Genomic DNA, 19,606 nt, shown 5'->3' with positions numbered 1-19,606 from the left:
ATGTATGACATCCGCAACATTGACGAGCTGACCGTGGGCGACCGCGTGAGCGTCTCGAAAACCGTGACCGAGGCGGACGGCGCCATGTATATCGCCGCGACCGGTGATTTCGGCCCCGTCCACGTGGACGAAGGCTATGCCAGCACCACGCGCTTTGGCGAACGCCTTGCCCCTGGCATTCTGGTCGCGGGCATCTGCACCTCGGTCCTGACGGCCGAACTGGTGGGCACCGTGGGCGTGTCGATCCGCGACAGCTTCTGGTTTACCGGCGCGGTGCGCTACGGCGACACGATTACCTTCGACATCTGGATTTCCTCGAAGGACGAAGAAAACCGCACCGTCGACTGGCAGGCCAGCGCCCGCAACGAAGAGGGCGTCGAAGTCCTCAAGGCCGATGCCACCCTGAAATTCCCGAGAAAACGAGTGACCCAATGACCATTTCCGCCAAAGACCTGCGTGGCATCACCGTCGCGACCGTTCTGCCCTTTGACGAGGCTGGCGCGATTGACTGGGATGGCTACAGCGCCGTTCTGGACCACTGCGCCAAGCCCGAGACCACCGATTGCGTCTTCGTAAACGGCCACGCGGGCGAAGCGACTGCCCTGACCGACGCCGAGAAGACAGAGGTTATCAAGCGCACCCGCGAACAGATTTCCCCCGACCAGCCGCTCTTGGCAGGCGTTGTCCCCACCGGCATCCCCGACGCCCTGCGTCAGGCCGAAGCGGTGCGCGAAGCGGGCGCCGATGTGGCCGTGATCTTCCCGCCCGAAGCCCTTGGCGGCGGCAATGCCAATACCATGGCCGCGGTCAAGATGTACGAACTGTTGGCCAAAGAGCTGCAAATGCCCCTGTCGCACTTCCAGTTTCCGATTGCGTCGGGCTTCGGGCTGGCGACCAACGTGCTGGCCGAAATCGCGAAAATCCCCGAGGTTATCGCGGTGAAAGAGGGCTCTGCTACCCTGCTGGCCTATGACGAAAACCGCCGCGCGATCAAAGCGGCGGACGACAACACCGCGATCCTGCCCTCGAACTTCCACTGGTTCTTTGCGCAAGTGGCTTTGGGGGGTGACGGTATCCTGTCGGGTCTGGCCAGCCTTGTCCCCGGTCTGCTCAAGGACCTGTGGGATGCGTCTGAAAACATGGACTTGGCGGCGATGCGCGCGGCGAATGATCGGCTGTATCCCGTGGTCCGCGCGATCTATGGCCCTGCGCCCGTGGTCGACATGCACACCCGCATGAAGGACGGCCTTCAGATGATGGGAGTGATCAAGAACGCGGCCCCCCGTCTGCCCCTGCTGCCCCAGTCCGACGCAGTACGCGACGGCGTCCGTCAGGCCCTGATCAAAGCCGAGGTGCTGTGATGACAGCGGCGCTGAATGGCGGTCTTTATGCGGCGACCATCTGCCCGATGCACGACATGGGCGGTCTGGATTTCACCGGCCTTGAACGGCATTTCGCTCAGGTTCTTTCCGATCCCGGTCAGGCGGGCCTCTTGCTGAACGGCCACGCGGGCGAGGGCATCCACATGTCCCGTGCAGAGCAAGCCGACGTGGTCCGCATTGCCCGAGAGGTCGCGGGCAAGCGCCGCATCCTCGCCGCTGTCAGCGCCGAGAACACCGAATTCGCAGCCGCCGACGCTCAGGCCGCGCTGAAGGCTGGCGCCGATGCGATCATGGTTTTCGCGCCGTTTTCGTGGGCTTTGGGCGTGGACCCGCGCGCGGTCGTTGCCCACCACCGCGGCATCGCCGAAGCCACAGGCGCCCCGATCTACCTGTTTCAGGGGTCGGTCGCCTCTGGCGGTTTGCACTACGACACGGACCTCCTGAAACAGCTGCTCGAAATAGACGCCGTCGCAGGCATCAAAGAGGGAAGCTGGGAGGTCAAAGCCTATGAGACCACCCTGCGCACAGCCCGCGCGATGCGCCCTGATGTGGCCGTCATGGCCTCGGGCGATGAGCATCTGTTCGGCTGCTACATTCTTGGCAGCGATGGCTCTGCCGTTAGCCTGTCCGCCTTGGTCCCTGAGCTGATCACTGCGCTGGACACCCATGTCCGCCAAGGCCGCATCCCCGACGCCCTGAAAATGCACACCACGCTCTATGATCTGGCGCGTCTGGTCTACGCCCGCCCCGGCCATCTGGCCGCCGCTCGGCTCAAGGCCTGCCTTGCCGCGATGGGCCGGATCGACAGCCCCGCCTGCCGCGCCCCCACCCCCCGCATTTCCGACGCAGAGCTTGACGCCCTCATGGCCGCTCTGCGCCCCAGTCTGGAGCTTTCCGTATGACCGCCCTGCAAACCCATATCGTGTTCGTCGACGTCGCCCCCGAGGACGAAGCCGCCTTTGACGACTGGTACGAAAACACCCATCTGCCCGATATTCTGGCCTGCCCCGGTTGGCTCGATGCCCGCCGCGAAAAATGCCTCGAGGGTGGCCCGCGCCACGTGGCGATCTACACGATCACCGGCCCCGAAGCCTATGAAACCCCCGAATTCGAGGCTATCAAAGGCTTTGGACCCTTTACCGACAAGGTAAAGAACTTCAAACGCATCCGCCTGACAAAGTCCTGAGAACCAAGGGGTTAGAGCCATTCCCGATATCCTGAACCTTCGCCAGTTGGAAATTTTGCGCGCCGTTGTGACCTATCGCACGACGGTCGGCGCGGCAGAGCGGCTGGGGATGTCCCAGCCTTCGATCTCCAACACGATCCGGCACATTGAAACGGTTCTGGGATTTCCCTTGTTCGAGCGGGTCAGCAACCGCCTGTCCCCCACGGACGAGGCAATGATCCTGCTCGAAGAGGCCGAGCCCCTGTTCCACCTGCGCGACGCGGTTAACCAAAGGGCAGGGGACCTGCGCACGGGCCGGATTGGCCGCATTCGCATCGCGGCCACCGCCGAACTCAGCGAGTCCGTCTTGCCACGCGTGATCGCCGATTACGCCCGCGATTACCCCCGCATTCAGCTGTCACTGGAAACGCGCCCTTTGGACAGTGTCCTGCAAGTGGTCGAGAATGGCGTGGCTGATGTGGCATTTGCCATGGCCCCCTATGAACGGCAGGCGATGAACTATGAACAGATAGCGGTGTTGCGCCCGGTTTGCCTGCTGCAAGAAAGCGATCCGCTGGCAAAACTGGACGTGATTACAGCCAAAGACTTGATGGGTGCCGCCCTGATCGGACCCCAAGTGTCCACCCGGATCGGCCTGATGCTCGCCGACAGTTTCCGCGCGCAGGGCTTGGAATATCGCCCTTCGATCGAGACGCGGTTTATGAACGCCGCCGTGCGGATTGTGCGCGATGGCTGGGGGGTGGCCTTGGTCGACGAGCTGTCCGCCCACACCGAATTGCGCCCCGGTCTGGTGATCCGCCCCTATGGGTCGGACCAGAGTTTCGACCTCTGCGCGGCGATGCAAAAGACCAAAGTGCCCTCGCGCCAGACCCGCCGCTTCATCGAAGTGTTCCGCGAACGGGTCGCATTGCGTCTTGCCGAAGTGCGCGAGGAAAGCCAGCGTCCTATCGTCTGACCTTGGTTAACGCGGCCGCGCCGCCTTCGACGATCAGGTTGGTGTCATTGGTCACCACAATCGCGGTCGCCCCCAATTCCAGCGCATAGCTGTTAACCAAACCCGCCGGCAATCCCATCACCCCGAAGGCGCAATCGTTGTCCCGCGCGGCCTGCGCGATACGTTCAAAGGCCGCAAAGACATCCGCGTGCTCCAACTGCCCGCGCCGCCCGATCCCATCGGCCAGATCATTGGAGCCGATCATCAGCATGTCGATCCCTTGGGTCGCCGCGATCTGATCCACATTTTCCAAACCTTCCGCACTTTCGATCATCGCAATGACCTGCGCTCCCGCTTCGGCCCGGGCGCAGAGTTCTGCTGCAGGCACGATCCCATAGTCCAATCCGGGCAACGGACCGGGCAAGGCGCGCCGTCCAACGGGGCCAAACCGGCACCACGATGCAATGTGCTGCGCGTGCTCTGGCGTATCCACGTGGGGCACGATCACTCCGGTCGCGCCGCAATCCAGAACCCGCGCGATGTCCCCCGAAGTGGGCCCCGTGACCCGCCCGAACACCGGCATCCCAGCGGCAAGGCCCGCTGCCGCGACCTGACCCAGATTCCCCAATCCTAGGGGGCCGTGCTCCATATCCACGACCACAAAATCAAACCCGGCCCCCCGCGCTAGCAGGATCGATTCTGCCCGCCCCAGCAGACACAGAGCGAGGCCAAAATGTGATCTACCATCGCGGGAATTTCCGCCAAAACATGATCCGTTTTTCAAATCAACCACCATTTATGATCTTATATTGCCTAAATGCTGATCAGTTAAGATCACAAAATTCAAGTAAATCGCGCTTTCAGTGGCATTAAATACTTTGGGACGCGATATTAATAGTCAGCCCCCTTTACTGCGCAAAGACCTACGCGCAGCATCAGGGAAAGGCGCATAAAACCAAGTTTTCCGAGTGATTAATTCCGCTTGGACCGTGCCGAGTGAACGAGAGGTCCACCATGCAAACCCCTGCACCCCCTGTTACGCATGCGTCCAAGAACACACCATCAGGCACCTCGTCCGATGTGATCAGATTTTTCAAGGGCGCCTTAGCGATCCTGCGGAGGCTGGTCGACGGCATCGCGCTGCTCCTGCTGGCCTACATGGCGGGCGCCATTCTGGTGCAGATCATCGGCCGCTACTTCTTCAACTACTCTATCGCCTGGAGCGAAGAGACCGCCACCTTTGCCCAAGTCTGGCTGACTCTCCTAGGGGCGGGGATCGCAATGCGCTACAACCAGCACGTCGGCGTCGACGTCCTGATCCGCAAAGCGCCGCTGCCCGTTCAGCGCATTTGTAACGCGGCGGGCCTCGGGCTTGGGGTCTGGTTTCTGGCGGTCGTCGTGGTCGGATCGCTGTCGATGCTCAGCATCGGCATGATCGTCAAATCGCCCGCGCTGCGCATCCCGATGGCATGGCCTTACATGGCACTGCCGGTAGGCTTTGGATATTTTCTGATCGAATTTGCGATCACCTTTGCCCCCAAAATTCTGCGCCCCGAAACCGATAAAACCGAGGTGCCCGCATGATCGTCGCTGGCGGAGGCTTCCTTCTACTCCTTATTTCGGGCGTCCCGATTGTGCTGGCACTTGGCATCGCGGCGCTGGTGGCGATCGAACTGACCACCACGGTGCCCCTGTCGATCGTGGCGCAGCGGGTCTATGGCGGGATCAGCTCGTTTACCTTGATGGCCATTCCGTTCTTTGTCGCCTCGGGCCTTTTGATGGAGGCAGGCGGGATCGCACGCCGCTTTGTTAACCTTGCCAGTGCGCTGGTCGGGTGGATCACCGGCTCGCTCTATCTGGTCGCTATCGTCACAGGCACGGGACTGGCCGCGATTTCCGGGTCGGGTTCGGCGGACACCGCCGCCATCAGCGCCGTCATGACTCCCGAGATGCGCAAGCGCCGGTATGACATCGATCTGGCCTCTGCCGTGATCGCGGCGTCGGGTTCGCTGGCGTCGATCATCCCGCCCTCGATCGTCATGATCGTTATCGCCATCACGTCGAACCAGTCTATCGGGGCCATGTTCCTTGGCGGGATCGTCCCCGGCTTACTGGTCGTCGCGGGGCTCATGTCCGGCTGCTGGCTGCACGCCCGTCAGGACGCCGCCGTTCAACAGGACCGCGAAGATTTCAGCTTTGACAAATTGGTCAAAGCGTTCATCGCCGCTCTGCCCGGAATGTTGGTTCCTGTGGTGATCATCGGCGGCATCATAGGCGGTATCTTCACCGCGACCGAGGCCGCCTGCGTGGCGCTGTTCACCACGCTGATCGTCACCATGGGCATCTACCGAGAACTGAAGCCCAGCGATCTGCCCCGCATCTGCCTCAAGGCGATCAGCCTGTCGGCCACCGTTCTGATCATTATCGCAACGGCATCGGTCTTTACCTGGTTCATCGCGACCCAAGGCCTGCCCGCCCTGCTGCGCGACTGGCTCACTGGTCTGACCGACAGCCCCTTTGTTTTCTTGCTGATCGTGAACATCCTGCTGCTGATCGTCGGCATGTTTATGGAGAGCATCTCGGCCGTCCTGATCCTGCTGCCGATCCTGCAACCCATCGCCCAAAGCTATGGCATCGACCCCGTGCAATTCGGCGTCATCACTGCGCTGAACCTGTCGATCGGCCTGATCACACCGCCTTACGGCATCTGCCTCTATGTCGCGGCTACCGTGGCCGGCCGCCGGATCGAACAGGTGTCGCGCAAGGTGTGGCTGCCCCTGATCTGCATGTTGGTCGCGCTGATGCTGGTGACCTTTGTGCCTGCTGTTTCTCTCTGGTTGCCGTCGGTCCTGATGTGACCTGCGGGGGCCAACCCCTTCCTCCTCCAACTCACTCCACAACAGGGAATAATCATGAAAACCGTATTCACCTCTTTCGCCGCCGTCGTGGCGCTGACCGCCGCTGTGCCTGCGTTCGCCGCCGACTATGTCTTCAAGGCAGCGCACACCAACGCTGCGGGCGAAGTGCAGGACATGGGCCTGCAAAAGATGAAAGAGCTGCTGGAGGCCAAGACTGACGGCGCTGCAACCATCGAAATCTATGCAGGCGGCCAACTGGGTGACGAACAGCAAACCGTCGAAGGCGTCATGATGGGCACCGTCGACATTGCCATGACCTCGAACGCGATGCTCTCGAACTACGTCGAAGACTACAAAGTGTTCGATCTGCCGTTCCTGTTCCCCTCGATCCCCGCGCTGGGGGAAAAGGTCGATGCGAACTGGGATCTGATGGAAAGCGATGCGAACGAGGCGGGCTTTGAGCTGCTGGCCGTCTTTTCGTCGGGCATCCGCCACCTGATGACCGCAGAGCCCGTGAACTCCATCGCGGACCTCGAGGGGATGAAAATCCGCACCATGCAGAACCCCGTGCATGTCAGCGCCTTCCGTGCGTACAACGCGAACCCGACCCCCATGTCCTATTCCGAGCTTTACGGCGCGATGCAGTCGGGCGTTGTGGACGGGGCCGAGGGTGCCTCGACCGGTTACGACGGCATGAAGTTCTATGAGGTTGCGCCCAACTTTGCGCTGGTCGGCTGGCTGAACATGACCGCCCCGATCACCATGCAGAAGGGTAAATTCGACGCTCTGCCCGCAGATATCCAGACCGCCCTGCTGGAATCCGGCGCCGAGGCCGCAACCTGGCAGCGCCAATACGTCGTTGATCAAGAAGAGCCCCTGCTGGCCTCGTTCCGCGAAAAGGGCGTGAACATCACCACCCCTGACACCGCCCCCTTCATCGAGGCGTCGAAACCCCTTTATGCATCCGAATTGACCACCGATGGCCAGAAAAAGCTGTTCGAAGCACTGACCAACTAAGTCAATCCAAGGTCAGGGCCCGCATCTTATCTCTCGTTCGTCAGCGGGCCCTGACACAGACATTCCTGAAAGTTTTCCCATGCTCGATATCGCCATCCGCAACGCAGAAATTGTTACCGCCGGTGACCGCATCCACGCCGAAATCGGCATCCGTCAGGGGCGCATCGTCTCGATCGCCGAAAACGTCGGACTGGCGCGGCAGGATATCGACGCCAAAGGTCTGCTGGTTCTGCCCGGCGGGATCGACGCCCATGTGCACCTAGAGCAGCCCCAAGGTGGCGGCGTTGTCATGGCCGACGGGTTTGAAAGCGGCACGCGCTCTGCGGCGGCGGGCGGCAACACCACCGTCATGCCATTTGCCCTGCAGCAAAAGGGCCAGTCCCTGCGCGAGGCGGTGGATGCCTATCATGCTGCGGCCAAGGGGAAATGCTACGTCGATACCTCGTTCCACCTGATTATCACCGACCCGACCCCGCAGGTTCTGGGGCAGGAACTGCCCGCGCTGGTCAAGGCTGGCTACACGTCCTTCAAGGTCTTTATGACCTATGACGATATGGTGCTGAATGACCGCGAACTGATCGAAGTCTTCGACGTGGCCCGCCGTGAAAAGGCGATGGTCATGGTTCACGCCGAGGGCTACGACGCCATCAAATACATGGCCCGCCGTCTGGAAGAAGCCGGCAAAACCGCGCCATACTACCACGCCGAAAGCCGCCCCCAGAGTGTCGAGCGCGAGGCCACCCACCGCGCCATTTCCCACGCCGAACTGACCGATGTACCTATTACCATCGTCCACGTCTCGGGCCGCGACCCAATGGAGCAGATCCAGTGGGCCAAGAAGCGCGGGATGAACGTTTATGCCGAAACCTGCCCGCAATACATCGCCCTGACCGCCGAAGACCTAAAGGGTCTGAACATGGACTTCGAGGGCGCGAAATACGTCTGCTCACCGCCACCCCGCGATCTGGACAGCCAGAAAGCCATCTGGGAGGGGCTGCGTGACGGCACCTTCGACATCTTCTCGTCCGACCACTGCCCCTTCCGGTTCGAGGATGCGCAGGGCAAGGATGCCCCCGGTGCGCGGACAAACTTCAAATGGGTGCCGAATGGCATTCCCGGCGTCGAAACGCGCTTGCCGATCCTGTTCTCCGAAGGGGTCAGCAAGGGTCGCATTTCCATCGAGCGGTTCGTCGAACTGACTGCGACCAACCCCGCGAAGCTGTTCGGCCTCTACCCGAAAAAGGGCACGATTGCCGTGGGCGCGGACGCGGACCTGAGCTTCTGGGACCCCGAGCGCGACGTCACGATTTCCCAGTCCCTGATTCACCACGATTGCGACTACACCCCTTATGAGGGCCTGCAGGTCAAAGGCTGGCCCGTGCGCACCATCCTGCGCGGTCAAACCATCATGCAAGATGGCGAAGTCTTGGGTGCGCCGACAGATGGGGAATATCTGGAGCGCGGCACTAGCAAGGCGTTCAGCAAGTAAGTCGATGCCCACGCATCCGTCCGGAGCAGTAGGTCTGCTTCGGATGGCCTTGGAGCGCTGCTCTAGAGATGCGGCCTCGCGAGGCCGCTCGCTTTAATCAGCGATAACCTTTAGCTGAAGCGGGCTCGCACCCTCAATGATCGCGACAAGCCGATCAATATTCGGATGGGCACCGGGCCGGTTCTTGGCATCCTCGGTGTGCTCGGCAAAGATCGACAGCCCCAGCTGCGCCGCCTCACTATCCAGCGCCCCAAATTCCTGAGCAAGGTACTGATAAACCGCCAAAGAGCCCTGCTTGCCCGGCTGGTTCTCGATGGTCGCAACCACATTGCCCGAACCGTCAACCAGCTCGATACGCGATAGCCCATCGATCGAAGGCAGAAGCATGAGGTTTTCTTTGAACGAAGCGGTCGGCTGGATCATGGTGCGGTCCTTTGTCGAGTTTGGACCGTTGGTTAGCAGGTCACTGTCACCCACGCCACCTTTTTGCAGCCGCTGGTGCGAGCCGCTCGGACGCAAAACACCCTCCGCCCTACAGAGCGAAGGGTGCTTGTCGATGTTTAAGCTGGGTTAAGTAGCCCAGAATAACCGTCACGTAATCCGGCGGATTGACGCCATGATCTCGTCGCGCTCGAATACGCCTTTCCAGTCGTCGCGCATCAGGGCGGGGATGCCGAACTCGATCGCTTTGTTGCAGGCGTCCGAGAACACGCCCTCTTGGACGTTAAAGATCACCGCGCCAAGGATGTTCATGTGCCCAAGCAAGAAGTCGCGGGCGCACTCTTCGGAGACGCCGGTTTTCACCACTTCGTCCATCGCCTGCTTCATCACTACCAACAGAGAGGCGCAGACGGTTTCCGACAGGCCCGGCTCTAGGTAGGCCATCTGCTCGACCGTCACGCGATAGGTCGTGCGGACGGGGGCGTAGATGGCTTTGGCAACCGCGTCACCGACAGCGTAATGCTCTTCGGGGCCTTGCATCAGGGCGTTAACCACGCCCTGGGGGTGCGCGACGCCGCCGAAACGGTCCAGACGCGCCGCCTCGGTCTCTTCGTTATGGTAAATCATCGGGTGGCAGGGGTGCGTCACGAAATAAGTGATGTCCGCACGCTCTGGCAGGTGACCGGCAAAGGGCGCCGCCGCGTCCAGAATGACGACCATCGTGCCGGGCTTCAGCTTGTCCACGATGCCTTTGGCCACAACGCCAATCGCAGTGTCTGGGACGGCCAGCAGAACCACATCCGCATTGGCAATCGCGGTGTCCGCATCCACGCAGTCCACGCCGACAGCCTCTTTCAAACGGGCGCGGCCAACCTCGCTGACCTCGACATGGGAGACGGTGAAATCGGTCTTGGCCAGGTTCAAGGAACACCGCACCCCCATTTTCCCGCCAGCGCCAAATACAGCCACGTTCGTCATCTTAATCTCCTCCGGAGCCCCTCTAGGGCGTCTTGCATAACTGGTATGATCAGATAATATTATCATCACGATGTCAATCAGCCGATTGCGTCGCACAAGGACGGGAGGAAAATCGGTGAACCCATTGATAACGTGGTACGGGGACGACTTTACCGGCGCCGCTGCGGTGATGGAGGTGCTGGCCTTTGCCGGGATCGAAACCGTGCTTTTCTCTGACCTCCCCGACGCCGAGATGCTGGCGCGGTTTGATGGGGCAGGGGCAATCGGCGTGGCATCGACCGCCCGGACCGAAGGGCCGGATTGGATGGATCGGGAACTGCCACAGGCGTTCGGCTTCCTCAAATCGCTTGGCGCGCCATTGCTGCATTATAAGGTGTGCTCGACCTTTGACTCGTCGCCTCAGACCGGCAGCATCGGGCGGGCGGCCGAGATCGGATTGCGCGTGACGGGCGCGCGGGCTGCGCCGGTTCTGACCGCAGCGCCGCAGATGCGCCGTTATCAGGCCTTCGGCCACCTGTTCGCGGGGACGTTCGATGGCGTCTACCGTCTGGACCGGCACCCCGTGATGGCCCGCCACCCTGTTACCCCTATGGCCGAAGCGGATTTGCTGCGGCATCTGGCGGTGCAAACCGATCTGCCCTCGGGTCTGATCGACCTAGAGGCGCTGTGGTCCGACCCGCAGCCCCGATTAACCACGCTGCTGGAAAGTGGGGCGAAAATCCTGTCCATTGATAGTATGGAGGAGCGGTCCGAAACCGCCGCCGGCCGCTTGATCTGGGAGAACCAAGAGGACCTGTCCTTTGTCATCGGGTCCCAAGGGGTAGAGTTCGCACTGGTCCGCCATTGGCAGGAAATCGGGCTGATCCCCCGCGTTGCGCCGCCGGGCTCGGCGGGGCGGGTAGACCAGATAGCGGTTGTGTCGGGCTCGGTTTCCCCCAGCACCGCGCAGCAGATTGAGTGGGCCGTGCAAAACGGATTTACCCTGATCCGGCTCGACGCCGCGCGGATGATCGAGGCTCCGGAACAGACCGATGCACTGATTGATCAGGCGGTTGCCTCTGCCCTGAGCGCCGTTTCAGACGGCCAAAGCCCGCTGGTCTGCTCGGCCACTGGCCCCGAAGACCCCGCCGTCGCGCAGGTTCGTCAAGCCGCCGCCAAAACCGGCACATCCATGGAAGTGGTCAACAAAACCATCGGCATCACGTTGGGCAAAATTCTGGACGGCATCTTGCGCGGATCGAACCTGACCCGCGCTGTGATTTCCGGCGGCGATACGTCGGGCCACGGCATGAGGGCCCTCGGGCTGCAGGCGATCAAGGCCATTGCCCCGACGATTCCCGGCGCCTCGCTGTGCATCGGATACGGCGGAGAACACCACGACGGCCTGCAAATCGCCCTCAAAGGCGGGCAGATGGGCAGCATGGATTTCTTCGGTTGGATCCGCGAGGGCGGCGGCGCGCGTTAACCTTTGGGCTCGAACACCGAGGCCGAGCGCGCAAGGTGGCGGGTCATCATCGCCACCGCGCCATCCGCATCGTGCTGCTCTATCAGGTCGATCATCTGCGCGTGTTCGGCCAAGGTCACATCCTCTTTGCCGTTCCAGTGCAGCAGACTGACGTGATATTCAAAGAGCCAGCCAAGCATCGCCTCGGATACGGCAATGATGATCGGGTTGCCGGTGATCTGCGCCAGACGGGTGTGAAACCGCATATCCGCCGCGATAAAGGCATTCGCATCGTCCAGATTTTGCGCCTGCTCGGCCTGAATGGCGCGTAGATCGGCAATGTCTTCGGCGGTCGCGTTTTGGGCGGCCACTCGGATCATCCCCAGTTCGAACATCTGGCGGGCTTGCTTCAGGTGTTCCAGATTGGCGGGAACGGTGCTCAGGACCAGGCGCGCGATCTCGTCGGATTGGCTCAGGACGGTGCTGGCGTCGATAGCATTCACACGGGACCGTTCCCCATGATTGATGCTGATCAGCCCGCTGTTGTGCAAGGATTGCAAGGCTTCGCGCACGGCAGGACGGCCCACGCCGAACCGCTCCATCAATGCGCGTTCCGACGGCATAAAGTCCCCCGGCTGCAGCTCATGGGACAGGATCATCTCGCGCAGTTTGTCCAGCACCTGATCCGACAGCTTGCGTCTGACAATTTTGTCCGTGTCGGTCTTTCTGTTTGCCGTCGAAGCCATGCCCGTCTCCACCTCATGCGATCATGGGCGCTTGTTTATAGGGGCTGTCCTCATCAGTCCAGTAAGGCCCGTTTACGCCCATCCATAAGGGCCCAGATCGCCCAATTCCTGCGCGGTCAGATTGGCGCGGAAGGTTCGGTCGCCGACCCGCAGCATTGCCAGCCCGTTGCAAATTTCGGCATGGTGCACCGGCTGACCCGCACATTTTGCCAGCGCCGCGATGGCCTGCACGATGGGGCCGCTAAGCCCGCGGGGGCCATAGACGGCAGCGGGGGTCCAGACGGTGATGCCCGCACTGGCCAGAGCAGTTGCCAGCCCGATCACATAGGCCGCGCCGAATTGAGCCCTATGCCGTGGATCATCGTCGGCCATGCACAGGCGTTCGCCATTGGGGTTCGGGATTGTTCGGTTGCCATAGGGGTTCTGCCGCATGGCGATGGTCGCCGGCCCGATACGATAGTCCCGATCCCCGATAATTTCGCGGGCAGAACGGGTGATATGGGGGATCGCTTCCAACGTCTCCATCACCGAGACATCGTCCGCCGCGTGCACAATGGGGCAGAGGCCGTGGCTGACGAAATCCAGATGCTCCAGCGGCGGGCGCTTGCGGTTCAGTTCGGGGAAGAAGCTGACCATACCGCCACCGCGCGTGAGCCCTTGGAACACCTCGGCCGCCGCGGCGTGAATGTCATCAAGCGGCGGGCAGTCCGGCCACTCCGATCCGGGCGGCGTGGATTGCCGGTCGACCGAGGGGCAGACCAGCACACTGTCGGGGCGAAAACCGGATTGGACCATGGCGCCATGTAGGTCGGTTAATTCCCCGTGGACCGAAGGGGCGAAGGTGCAGATCAGCTCTGCATCAAAGGTCAGATCGGGCAGGGCGGACTGCAACTTGGCAAAGGCCTCGATTTGCCCTTTGGCGTCACTTAAGGCGCAATCGATATGGCACAGCAGTCGCTGCGGGGCCACTTCGGCAATGTCGAGCGGATTTTCAGCCAACCGCAACGCGTCCTGCGCCATCAGAACCAAGGCCGTCTCAGGAAAGGTCACATTCGCAGGCGTTTCGGGCAGTCGGACCGGATCGGTTACCACAGGCTCCCACGTCAGATGAACGGATTGCTGCAAAGGGGCATTGGCGCTCAGGTCATAGGGCCAAGGCAAGGCCAGCGGACGGTTATAGGTTTTGAAGGATGCGTCCCCCCATTGGCGCTGGTCCTCCATCTCGAACGTGTCGCCCGACAACAGGCAGCGGACGCGCAGGCCATCACGCTGATGCTCAAGCGCAACGATATCCATGAAGGGCTGCCAAGGGTCGATCAGCACCGGAAACTGCGCGGCATCAGTTGTTCCATCGGAATGGCCGACCATGGCAGGGCAGCCCGCAACGCTTGCCGGATGCAGCAGGGTAAATCCGGCGCGGTTCGTCTCGAACGGGCCATCGACAGCGCCGGTTGCGGAAACCTCTAGCCCCTGATCATCCGCCACGATTTTCACCGTCACGTCCAGTTCCGCGCCGCCGCTTTGGTACTGCATCCTCAGATGCAGATTGAACCGATCGCCGGTTTCACGCAGCAATTCCGTATTGCGCGGCACCAGCGTGCCCCAGTCCCGATCCCGCACCAGAAAGGCAATGCCGCGGATCATCTCGACCCCGCCATAGGCGATGTGCCGCAGCGCGCCCCCTTGCAGGGAAAAAGCCAGTTTGCCGACCGAAATTCGCTCGGACAGGGTGTCGGGCTGGTCGGTACCGTAGAGCGCGTTCATAGGTCGGCCAAAGTGACAGTGCGGTGTTCGCGGGCCGAAAGATAGGCAGCCTCGACCAAAGCAAAGGTGTGGAGGTTGTCATGGCCGCTGGTCTCGGGGTCGCGGCCGTCGCGCAGGCAATCCACAAAGTGCTGCTGGATGATCTGCACGCTTTCCTGAATGTTGTGCCATGGCCGCGATGCCCAAGGCAGCACGGGCGGGGACACATCGCGGGTTGTCACTTGGTTGCCGATCTGGACCGACAGCTGATAGCCCGCGTCCAGCCGGATCGAGCCCAGTTCGCCATCAATTTCCAGCAGGCTCTCGGGAAAGGTCTCGGGCGCGCGGCGGGTCGCGTAAGAGCAATCCACGACAGAGGTCGCGCCGCCCTCGTGTTCCAGCAGCATGGTAGCGACATCCTCGCCCTTGATAGCGGGGTTGATGCGGCGGGTTGTGGCGGTGATCCGCGTGGCATTCCCGAACAGGGCGCGGGAAATGTCCAGAATGTGGATGCCCAGATCCTCGATGATGAACCGCTGGCCCTCGGCCAGATAGGGCTGGCCGGAGTAGACGTCATAGCCCGACCGGAAACTGATCCGCCCAAAGAACGGCGTACCAATAACGCCGCTGCGCACTTCGTCGATGGCCGCACGGACGGCCGATTGCCAACGGAAATTCTCGTGCACCATCAGGGTTTTGCCTGTGGCCGCGACCGCGTCCACCATGGCCCGCGCATCGCTCAGGGTCAGGGCAAAGGGCTTCTGGCAGATGACGTGCACCTTATGGCGCGCGGCCAGCTCGACCAACGGGCGGTGCGAGCCAACAGTGGTCGCGATGTCCACCGCGTCGAACCCGCCCTCGGCAAACATCGCCTCGGCGTCGGTATAGGTCCGCACCCCGTCGAACATCGCCGCGGCCACGTCGAGCCGCCCCTGATCACGGTCGCAGAGGGCGACAACTTCGGCGCCGTCAACGCCCTTCCAGCCGTGCAACTGGTTGATCGCAAAGAACCCGCAGCCGATCAGTGCAATTTTCATCCCCGGGGCTCCTTATTGAATGGCGGCTTGGGCTTGGAGGGCGACACGCGCCTGAACCCGTTGCTGCGCCTGATCGATGACCACTGCCGCGATGATAACCAGCCCCTTGATCACCGTCTGCCAGAAAGACGACACGCCCATCATCACCAGACCGTCCGACAGCACGCCGATCACAAAGGCGCCCACGATGGTGCCGCCGATCTTGCCTCGGCCACCCGCCATCGAGGTGCCCCCCAGAACTGCCGCCGCAATCGCGTTCAGTTCGAACGTATCGCCGGTGGCGGGGTGCGCCGCGACCAGTTGGGACGAGATGATGATCCCCACCAGCGCCCCGCACAGACCCGAGAACATGTAGACAAAGTACTTGACCCGATTAACCTTGACCCCCGACAGGCCCGCCGCGCGTTCATTCCCGCCAACGGCGTAGATAAAGCGCCCCAGCGGCGTGCGGCTGGCGATATAGGCCGCGACCAGACCCACCACGATCAGCATCCAGATCGAGACGGGAATACCCAGAATATCCCCCGCGCCAATCCAGCGATAGCTGTCAGAGCCATAGTCCGCATTGCCGTTCAGGTTCGGAAAGGTCCGCCCGTCCGACGACAGCATCGCCGTGCCCCGCGCCACATAGAGCGTCCCGAGGGTCGCGATAAACGGGGCCACGTTCAGCTTGGTGATCAGAAAGGCGTTGATCGCCCCGATGAACACCCCGACCGCAGTCACGATCAGACAAATCTCCAGCGTGTTGAACTGGATTGACCAGCCAAGGCCCACGTCGATCCCGTTCAGCACCAGATATCCCGCGACCATCCCACACAGGCCCACAATCGACCCCACCGACAGGTCGATCCCGCCGGACACGATCACAAACGTCATCCCGATCGCCAGAAAGGCGTTCAGCGCCACGTGCTTGGACATAATCACAAGGTTCGCCGCCGACAGGAAATTCGGGGCAAAGGCCGCAAAGAACGCCGTCACAAGGATCAGTGCAATGAACGTTCGCGCCTTGAGCAGCACCAGAAGCGCGCTGGAATTCCCCGCCGCAGCGGTCGAGGTGGAAATGGCCGTCATGATACGGTTTCCTTTTGATGAGGGACTGCGTGGCCGACCGCGGATGCTGTGATCAGGGCGGTCTCGGTCGCGGTTTCTTTGGTGAATTCGCCGGTGATCCGGCCGTTCGACATGACGATGATGCGGTCCGAAAGGCCCATGACCTCTTCCAGATCAGAGGTGACAAAGATGATCCCCAGCCCCTCGGACGCCAGTTGGCGCATGACGCGGAACACCTCGGCCTTAGCGCCGATGTCGATGCCGCGGCTGGGTTCGTCCATCAGCAGGACCTTGGGCTTGGTCATCAGCGCCTTGCCGATGACGACCTTCTGCTGGTTGCCGCCCGACAGGGACGACACCGGATTTTCCGGCGAGGCGATCTTGATCAGCAACTGTTTGACATAGTCGCCCACCGTCTTCCGTTCGCGCGGCAGGTCCAGATGCCCCATCGTCGACAGATCCCCAAGCGAGGACAGCGTCATATTCTCGCGGATCGACAGGATCTGGACCAAGCCGTCCTGCTTGCGATCCTCGGGGATGATTGCCAGACCCATTTTGATGCGGTCGGACACGTGGGGCGAGGTTGCCTCTTGGCCATCCACGGTGAAGCGGCCCCGCGCATGGGGATAACGCCCCATTGCTGTTTCCACGAACTCGGTCCGGCCTGCGCCCATCAGCCCGTAGATGCCCAGGATTTCGCCCGCCCGCAGAGACAAAGACACCCCGTTCACCGAGAACCCGCCAGAGCCGTTGGGCAGATACACATCCTCGGCGCGGAACACCTCGGGACCAAAGGGGTGGTCGATGGTTTTGGGAAAATCCTTGCTGGCGTCGCCGATCATGTTCAGTACGATCCAAGGGATATCGACCCCTTGCATGGACCGCGCGCCGGTGATCACCCCGTCCCGCAGAACGGTGATATAGTCGCCCACACGGATCAGTTCCTCGAGCCGGTGACTGATATAGACGATGCCAACACCGTCGCGCTTCAACTCCTCGATCACGCGGAACAGAATTTCCACCTCTGCCGCGGACAGGGCCGAGGTCGGCTCGTCCAAGATCAGGATACGCGCGTCCTGCGCGAGACTTTTCGCAATCTCGACAATCTGTTGTTGACCGACCTTCAGATCCCCGACCAAGGCATCGGGATCAATGTCATGCTCCAGCCGCCGCATCAGGGCGCGCGTGGCCTCTCTCTGTGCGGTGCGGTCGATATCCACGCCATAGCGGGTCTTTTCGCGGTTGATAAAGATGTTGTCGGCGACGGTCATGTTCGGAAAGAGGTTCAGCTCCTGAAACACGATGCCGATCCCGTGGCGTGCGGCATCCTCGGTGGACGCCAAGTGCACCTCTTGATCCCCGACATAGATCGCCCCCGAGGTCAGCTGTTCGACCCCCGCGATGACCTTCATCATGGTGGATTTGCCCGCACCGTTTTCGCCGACCAGCACGTTGACCGCCCCCATGCGCAGGTCAAAATCGGCGTTCTTCAGCGCAACGGTGCCGGGGTAAACCTTGGTACCGCCGCGAATGCGCAGGCCGACCGGATGGGTGTCCTGCTGCATCATTTCACCGCTAGCCGAGTGGGCACCAATTCAATGGCGTCGCCCTTGTTGCGCAGGGTGAAAACGCCCTCGAAGCTGGCCGTTTTGCCGACCAGATCGCCCTCGGGCAGGGTGATCGCCGCGTTCGCCAGATCATTCAGGGCCCGCGCCAGTTTCGCAAATTCGATCTGGTCGCGGAAATCGGTAAAGGTCAGGAATGGCATCGCATCCCGCAGCGCCGTGCCGCGAATAACCGGCCCCAATTGCAGCGTCACATCCGCCGCACCGTCCGCATCGGTATCAACCATCAGCTTGGCCGCGCGGCTGGCGGTGTTCGCCTCGATGATCACACCCTCGCCAGTGGCGGCAAAGTTCCACGGGTTCGCCTCGCCCTCGGGGCGCAGGCCGTAGGCGGCACCGGCGGGCTCCAGCCCCTCGGTGGCGACTTTGGCGCGCAACTCGGTCAGGGGCACCGCGTGTTCGCTGACCACGGGCAGCACTTTGTCCGCCCAGATGTCTTTGGCGTAGGCGGCCATGCGGGCCTCGTCCGTTGTGCCTGCAGCTTCGGTCGTGGCGGCTTCGGGATCAGGATTTTTGACAATCTTACAGCCTGCCAAGGGCAGCAATGCACAAGACAGGATCGCGAGCGGCGTGAAAAGATCGCGCATTCTGGGTCCTTCGGAAATGGAAAAGGGCGGGCGCGGGAAACCCCGACGCCCGCTTGGGAGAGAACTCAGGCCGTCAGGGCAAAGGTCTCGAGCTTGGAAGCGTTGTCGCCGTTGATCAGCACGCAATCCATCAGCTGTTTTTCGTCCTGGCCGGTCGAGCCGCTGCTCAGGTACTGGTCGGCCTGTTCGACCGCGATCTGCGCCTGACGATAGGCCGGTTGCAGAACGGTGGCCTTGATGCCGCCCGCCAGAATAGAGTCGCGCACGTCATTCGATCCGTCAAAGCCCACAACGATCACATCGGTGCGGCCAGCGGCCTCGAGCGCGGCCCAAGCGCCCATCGCCATGGTGTCGTTGCCGCAGATCACGCCCTTGATATCGGGGTTGGCCTGCAGGATGGTTTCCATCTTCTCGTAGCCCTCGGTCTGGGACCAGTTGGCCGACTGCTGCGCGACCATGACCATATCGGGATACTGATCGATGATGTCGTGATAGCCCGAGGACCGGATGCCCGCGTTGGTGTCTGCCTCGCGGCCGACCAGCTCGACATAGTTGCCGGCCTCGCCCATGAGGCGCACGAACTCTTCGGCGCCCAACTGCGCGCCCTGATAGTTGTTCGACACGATCTGGCTGACAGCGATGCCGGATTCCTTGATTTCGCGGTCGATCAAGAAGGCGGGGATTCCCGCATCCTTGGCGCGCTGAACGGCGGCCACGGTGGCATCGGCACCGGCGTTATCCAGCACGATCGCCTTGGCGCCCCGTGCGATAGCGGTGTCGAACAGTTCGGACTGTTTGTTCGGATCGTCGTCATGGACCATGATCAGGGTCTCGAAGCCCAGTTCCTTGGCGCGCGCTTCGGCGCCAACGGCTTCGGCCTTGAAGAAGGGGTTATCGTGGCTGGGGGTGATGATCGCGATCAACCCCTTGTCCGCAGCGAAAACAGGGCGTGCCAGCGGCAGAACAGCCGCAACCGCAACGCCGGACATAAAATGACGACGAGTAAGTTTCATAATAATCCTCCAGATGACCGCCTCACACGTTTGCCGTGTGTCCTCCACCGGTCATGGTTGAGCGTGAGTTATAATT

20 protein-coding genes are annotated in these 19,606 nt (G+C 61.7%); 10 read left to right on the top strand and 10 right to left on the bottom strand.

The genetic code is table 11. The features are described 5' to 3' along the window. Genes HJ536_RS15175 through HJ536_RS15155 form a run of 5 tightly spaced genes read left to right on the top strand, consistent with a single transcriptional unit; the run spans position 1 to position 3,523 of the window. Positions 1-435, top strand: a complete 435-nt coding sequence (locus HJ536_RS15175) for a MaoC family dehydratase (protein WP_176855656.1) — start codon at positions 1-3, stop codon at positions 433-435. After that, positions 432-1,361 (top strand): dihydrodipicolinate synthase family protein, encoded by a 930-nt coding sequence (locus tag HJ536_RS15170; RefSeq protein ID WP_177158350.1) that lies wholly within the window; start codon positions 432-434, stop codon positions 1,359-1,361. The genes HJ536_RS15175 and HJ536_RS15170 overlap by 4 nt, the downstream gene beginning before the upstream one ends. After that, on the top strand, positions 1,361-2,284 hold the full coding sequence (locus HJ536_RS15165; RefSeq protein WP_177158349.1) for a dihydrodipicolinate synthase family protein: 924 nt from the start codon (positions 1,361-1,363) through the stop codon (positions 2,282-2,284). The genes HJ536_RS15170 and HJ536_RS15165 overlap by 1 nt, the downstream gene beginning before the upstream one ends. Beyond that, entirely contained in the window at positions 2,281-2,568 is a 288-nt protein-coding gene (locus HJ536_RS15160; protein WP_177158348.1) for an EthD domain-containing protein, read from the top strand. Before HJ536_RS15165 ends, HJ536_RS15160 begins: the two co-directional genes overlap by 4 nt. 46 nt (positions 2,569-2,614) lie before the next feature. Next, positions 2,615-3,523, top strand: a complete 909-nt coding sequence (locus HJ536_RS15155) for a LysR family transcriptional regulator (RefSeq protein ID WP_228028739.1) — start codon at positions 2,615-2,617, stop codon at positions 3,521-3,523. Here the strand turns inward: HJ536_RS15155 and HJ536_RS15150 are convergent. After that, complete coding sequence (locus HJ536_RS15150; RefSeq protein WP_177158347.1) at positions 3,513-4,298, bottom strand: HpcH/HpaI aldolase family protein; 786 nt, start codon at positions 4,296-4,298, stop codon at positions 3,513-3,515. The two genes, HJ536_RS15155 and HJ536_RS15150, sit on opposite strands and share 11 nt — an antisense overlap. A gap of 218 nt (positions 4,299-4,516) precedes the next feature. Between HJ536_RS15150 and HJ536_RS15145 the strand changes: the two genes are divergently transcribed. The 4 genes from HJ536_RS15145 (at position 4,517) to hydA (ending at position 8,866) form a co-directional block, all read left to right on the top strand. Further along, positions 4,517-5,086 carry a TRAP transporter small permease gene (locus tag HJ536_RS15145; protein WP_177158346.1) on the top strand — a complete coding sequence of 190 codons (570 nt, stop codon included), beginning with the start codon at positions 4,517-4,519 and terminating at the stop codon, positions 5,084-5,086. After that, positions 5,083-6,360, top strand: coding sequence for a TRAP transporter large permease (locus tag HJ536_RS15140; RefSeq protein WP_177158345.1), 1,278 nt, complete (start codon positions 5,083-5,085; stop codon positions 6,358-6,360). Before HJ536_RS15145 ends, HJ536_RS15140 begins: the two co-directional genes overlap by 4 nt. Positions 6,361-6,414: 54 nt before the next feature. Then, entirely contained in the window at positions 6,415-7,377 is a 963-nt protein-coding gene (locus tag HJ536_RS15135; protein WP_194245711.1) for a TRAP transporter substrate-binding protein, read from the top strand. Positions 7,378-7,456: 79 nt separating this feature from the next. Beyond that, positions 7,457-8,866 carry a dihydropyrimidinase gene (gene hydA / locus HJ536_RS15130; protein WP_177158344.1) on the top strand — a complete coding sequence of 470 codons (1,410 nt, stop codon included), beginning with the start codon at positions 7,457-7,459 and terminating at the stop codon, positions 8,864-8,866. Between the two features lie 93 nt (positions 8,867-8,959). On the opposite strand, the gene HJ536_RS15125 is transcribed toward hydA, so the two are convergent. Further along, positions 8,960-9,289 carry a DUF2322 family protein gene (locus tag HJ536_RS15125; protein WP_177158343.1) on the bottom strand — a complete coding sequence of 110 codons (330 nt, stop codon included), beginning with the start codon at positions 9,287-9,289 and terminating at the stop codon, positions 8,960-8,962. Between the two features lie 168 nt (positions 9,290-9,457). Beyond that, positions 9,458-10,285, bottom strand: a complete 828-nt coding sequence (locus HJ536_RS15120; protein WP_176855649.1) for a phosphogluconate dehydrogenase C-terminal domain-containing protein — start codon at positions 10,283-10,285, stop codon at positions 9,458-9,460. 115 nt (positions 10,286-10,400) lie between these two features. On the opposite strand from HJ536_RS15120, the gene HJ536_RS15115 reads away from it, so the two are divergent. After that, on the top strand, positions 10,401-11,750 hold the full coding sequence (locus tag HJ536_RS15115) for a four-carbon acid sugar kinase family protein (protein WP_338082442.1): 1,350 nt from the start codon (positions 10,401-10,403) through the stop codon (positions 11,748-11,750). On the opposite strand, the gene HJ536_RS15110 is transcribed toward HJ536_RS15115, so the two are convergent. The 7 genes from HJ536_RS15110 to HJ536_RS15080 form a co-directional block, all read right to left on the bottom strand. Continuing rightward, on the bottom strand, positions 11,747-12,475 hold the full coding sequence (locus tag HJ536_RS15110) for a transcriptional regulator NanR (protein WP_177158341.1): 729 nt from the start codon (positions 12,473-12,475) through the stop codon (positions 11,747-11,749). The genes HJ536_RS15115 and HJ536_RS15110 overlap by 4 nt on opposite strands. Before the next feature lie 72 nt (positions 12,476-12,547). Then, a complete protein-coding gene (locus tag HJ536_RS15105) occupies positions 12,548-14,239 on the bottom strand; it encodes a D-apionate lactonase family protein (protein ID WP_177158340.1) in 1,692 nt (563 codons plus the stop codon). Beyond that, complete coding sequence (locus HJ536_RS15100) at positions 14,236-15,255, bottom strand: Gfo/Idh/MocA family protein (RefSeq protein WP_177158339.1); 1,020 nt, start codon at positions 15,253-15,255, stop codon at positions 14,236-14,238. The genes HJ536_RS15105 and HJ536_RS15100 overlap by 4 nt, the downstream gene beginning before the upstream one ends. Positions 15,256-15,267: 12 nt before the next feature. After that, the gene (locus tag HJ536_RS15095; protein WP_177158338.1) at positions 15,268-16,326 is read right to left on the bottom strand and encodes an ABC transporter permease; all 1,059 of its coding nucleotides are present in this window, start codon (positions 16,324-16,326) and stop codon (positions 15,268-15,270) included. Beyond that, positions 16,323-17,870 carry a sugar ABC transporter ATP-binding protein gene (locus HJ536_RS15090; RefSeq protein ID WP_228028738.1) on the bottom strand — a complete coding sequence of 516 codons (1,548 nt, stop codon included), beginning with the start codon at positions 17,868-17,870 and terminating at the stop codon, positions 16,323-16,325. The genes HJ536_RS15095 and HJ536_RS15090 overlap by 4 nt, the downstream gene beginning before the upstream one ends. Beyond that, positions 17,870-18,517, bottom strand: coding sequence for a DUF2291 family protein (locus tag HJ536_RS15085; RefSeq protein WP_177158336.1), 648 nt, complete (start codon positions 18,515-18,517; stop codon positions 17,870-17,872). The genes HJ536_RS15090 and HJ536_RS15085 overlap by 1 nt, the downstream gene beginning before the upstream one ends. Before the next feature lie 65 nt (positions 18,518-18,582). Next, the gene (locus tag HJ536_RS15080; RefSeq protein ID WP_176855641.1) at positions 18,583-19,530 is read right to left on the bottom strand and encodes a D-ribose ABC transporter substrate-binding protein; all 948 of its coding nucleotides are present in this window, start codon (positions 19,528-19,530) and stop codon (positions 18,583-18,585) included. Positions 19,531-19,606 lie beyond the last annotated feature (76 nt).

The sequence above is a fragment of the Donghicola mangrovi genome (genome assembly GCF_013377535.1).
Taxonomy (GTDB): Bacteria; Pseudomonadota; Alphaproteobacteria; order Rhodobacterales; family Rhodobacteraceae; genus Donghicola; species Donghicola mangrovi.
Note: the sequence above shows the minus strand (reverse complement) of the source record. Positions and strands in the feature narration are given on the sequence as shown.

What these genes read in the sequence shown, in the direction of transcription:
- HJ536_RS15175 (WP_176855656.1), top strand. Translation starts at nt 1, where the DNA reads ATGTATGACATCCGCAACATTGACGAGCTGACCGTGGGCGACCGCGTG.
- HJ536_RS15170 (WP_177158350.1), top strand. Translation starts at nt 432, where the DNA reads ATGACCATTTCCGCCAAAGACCTGCGTGGCATCACCGTCGCGACCGTT.
- HJ536_RS15165 (WP_177158349.1), top strand. Translation starts at nt 1,361, where the DNA reads ATGACAGCGGCGCTGAATGGCGGTCTTTATGCGGCGACCATCTGCCCG.
- HJ536_RS15160 (WP_177158348.1), top strand. Translation starts at nt 2,281, where the DNA reads ATGACCGCCCTGCAAACCCATATCGTGTTCGTCGACGTCGCCCCCGAG.
- HJ536_RS15150 (WP_177158347.1), bottom strand. Translation starts at nt 4,298, where the DNA reads ATGGTGGTTGATTTGAAAAACGGATCATGTTTTGGCGGAAATTCCCGC.
- HJ536_RS15145 (WP_177158346.1), top strand. Translation starts at nt 4,517, where the DNA reads ATGCAAACCCCTGCACCCCCTGTTACGCATGCGTCCAAGAACACACCA.
- HJ536_RS15140 (WP_177158345.1), top strand. Translation starts at nt 5,083, where the DNA reads ATGATCGTCGCTGGCGGAGGCTTCCTTCTACTCCTTATTTCGGGCGTC.
- HJ536_RS15135 (WP_194245711.1), top strand. Translation starts at nt 6,415, where the DNA reads ATGAAAACCGTATTCACCTCTTTCGCCGCCGTCGTGGCGCTGACCGCC.
- hydA (WP_177158344.1), top strand. Translation starts at nt 7,457, where the DNA reads ATGCTCGATATCGCCATCCGCAACGCAGAAATTGTTACCGCCGGTGAC.
- HJ536_RS15125 (WP_177158343.1), bottom strand. Translation starts at nt 9,289, where the DNA reads ATGATCCAGCCGACCGCTTCGTTCAAAGAAAACCTCATGCTTCTGCCT.
- HJ536_RS15120 (WP_176855649.1), bottom strand. Translation starts at nt 10,285, where the DNA reads ATGACGAACGTGGCTGTATTTGGCGCTGGCGGGAAAATGGGGGTGCGG.
- HJ536_RS15110 (WP_177158341.1), bottom strand. Translation starts at nt 12,475, where the DNA reads ATGGCTTCGACGGCAAACAGAAAGACCGACACGGACAAAATTGTCAGA.
- HJ536_RS15105 (WP_177158340.1), bottom strand. Translation starts at nt 14,239, where the DNA reads ATGAACGCGCTCTACGGTACCGACCAGCCCGACACCCTGTCCGAGCGA.
- HJ536_RS15100 (WP_177158339.1), bottom strand. Translation starts at nt 15,255, where the DNA reads ATGAAAATTGCACTGATCGGCTGCGGGTTCTTTGCGATCAACCAGTTG.
- HJ536_RS15095 (WP_177158338.1), bottom strand. Translation starts at nt 16,326, where the DNA reads ATGACGGCCATTTCCACCTCGACCGCTGCGGCGGGGAATTCCAGCGCG.
- HJ536_RS15090 (WP_228028738.1), bottom strand. Translation starts at nt 17,870, where the DNA reads ATGCAGCAGGACACCCATCCGGTCGGCCTGCGCATTCGCGGCGGTACC.
- HJ536_RS15085 (WP_177158336.1), bottom strand. Translation starts at nt 18,517, where the DNA reads ATGCGCGATCTTTTCACGCCGCTCGCGATCCTGTCTTGTGCATTGCTG.
- HJ536_RS15080 (WP_176855641.1), bottom strand. Translation starts at nt 19,530, where the DNA reads ATGAAACTTACTCGTCGTCATTTTATGTCCGGCGTTGCGGTTGCGGCT.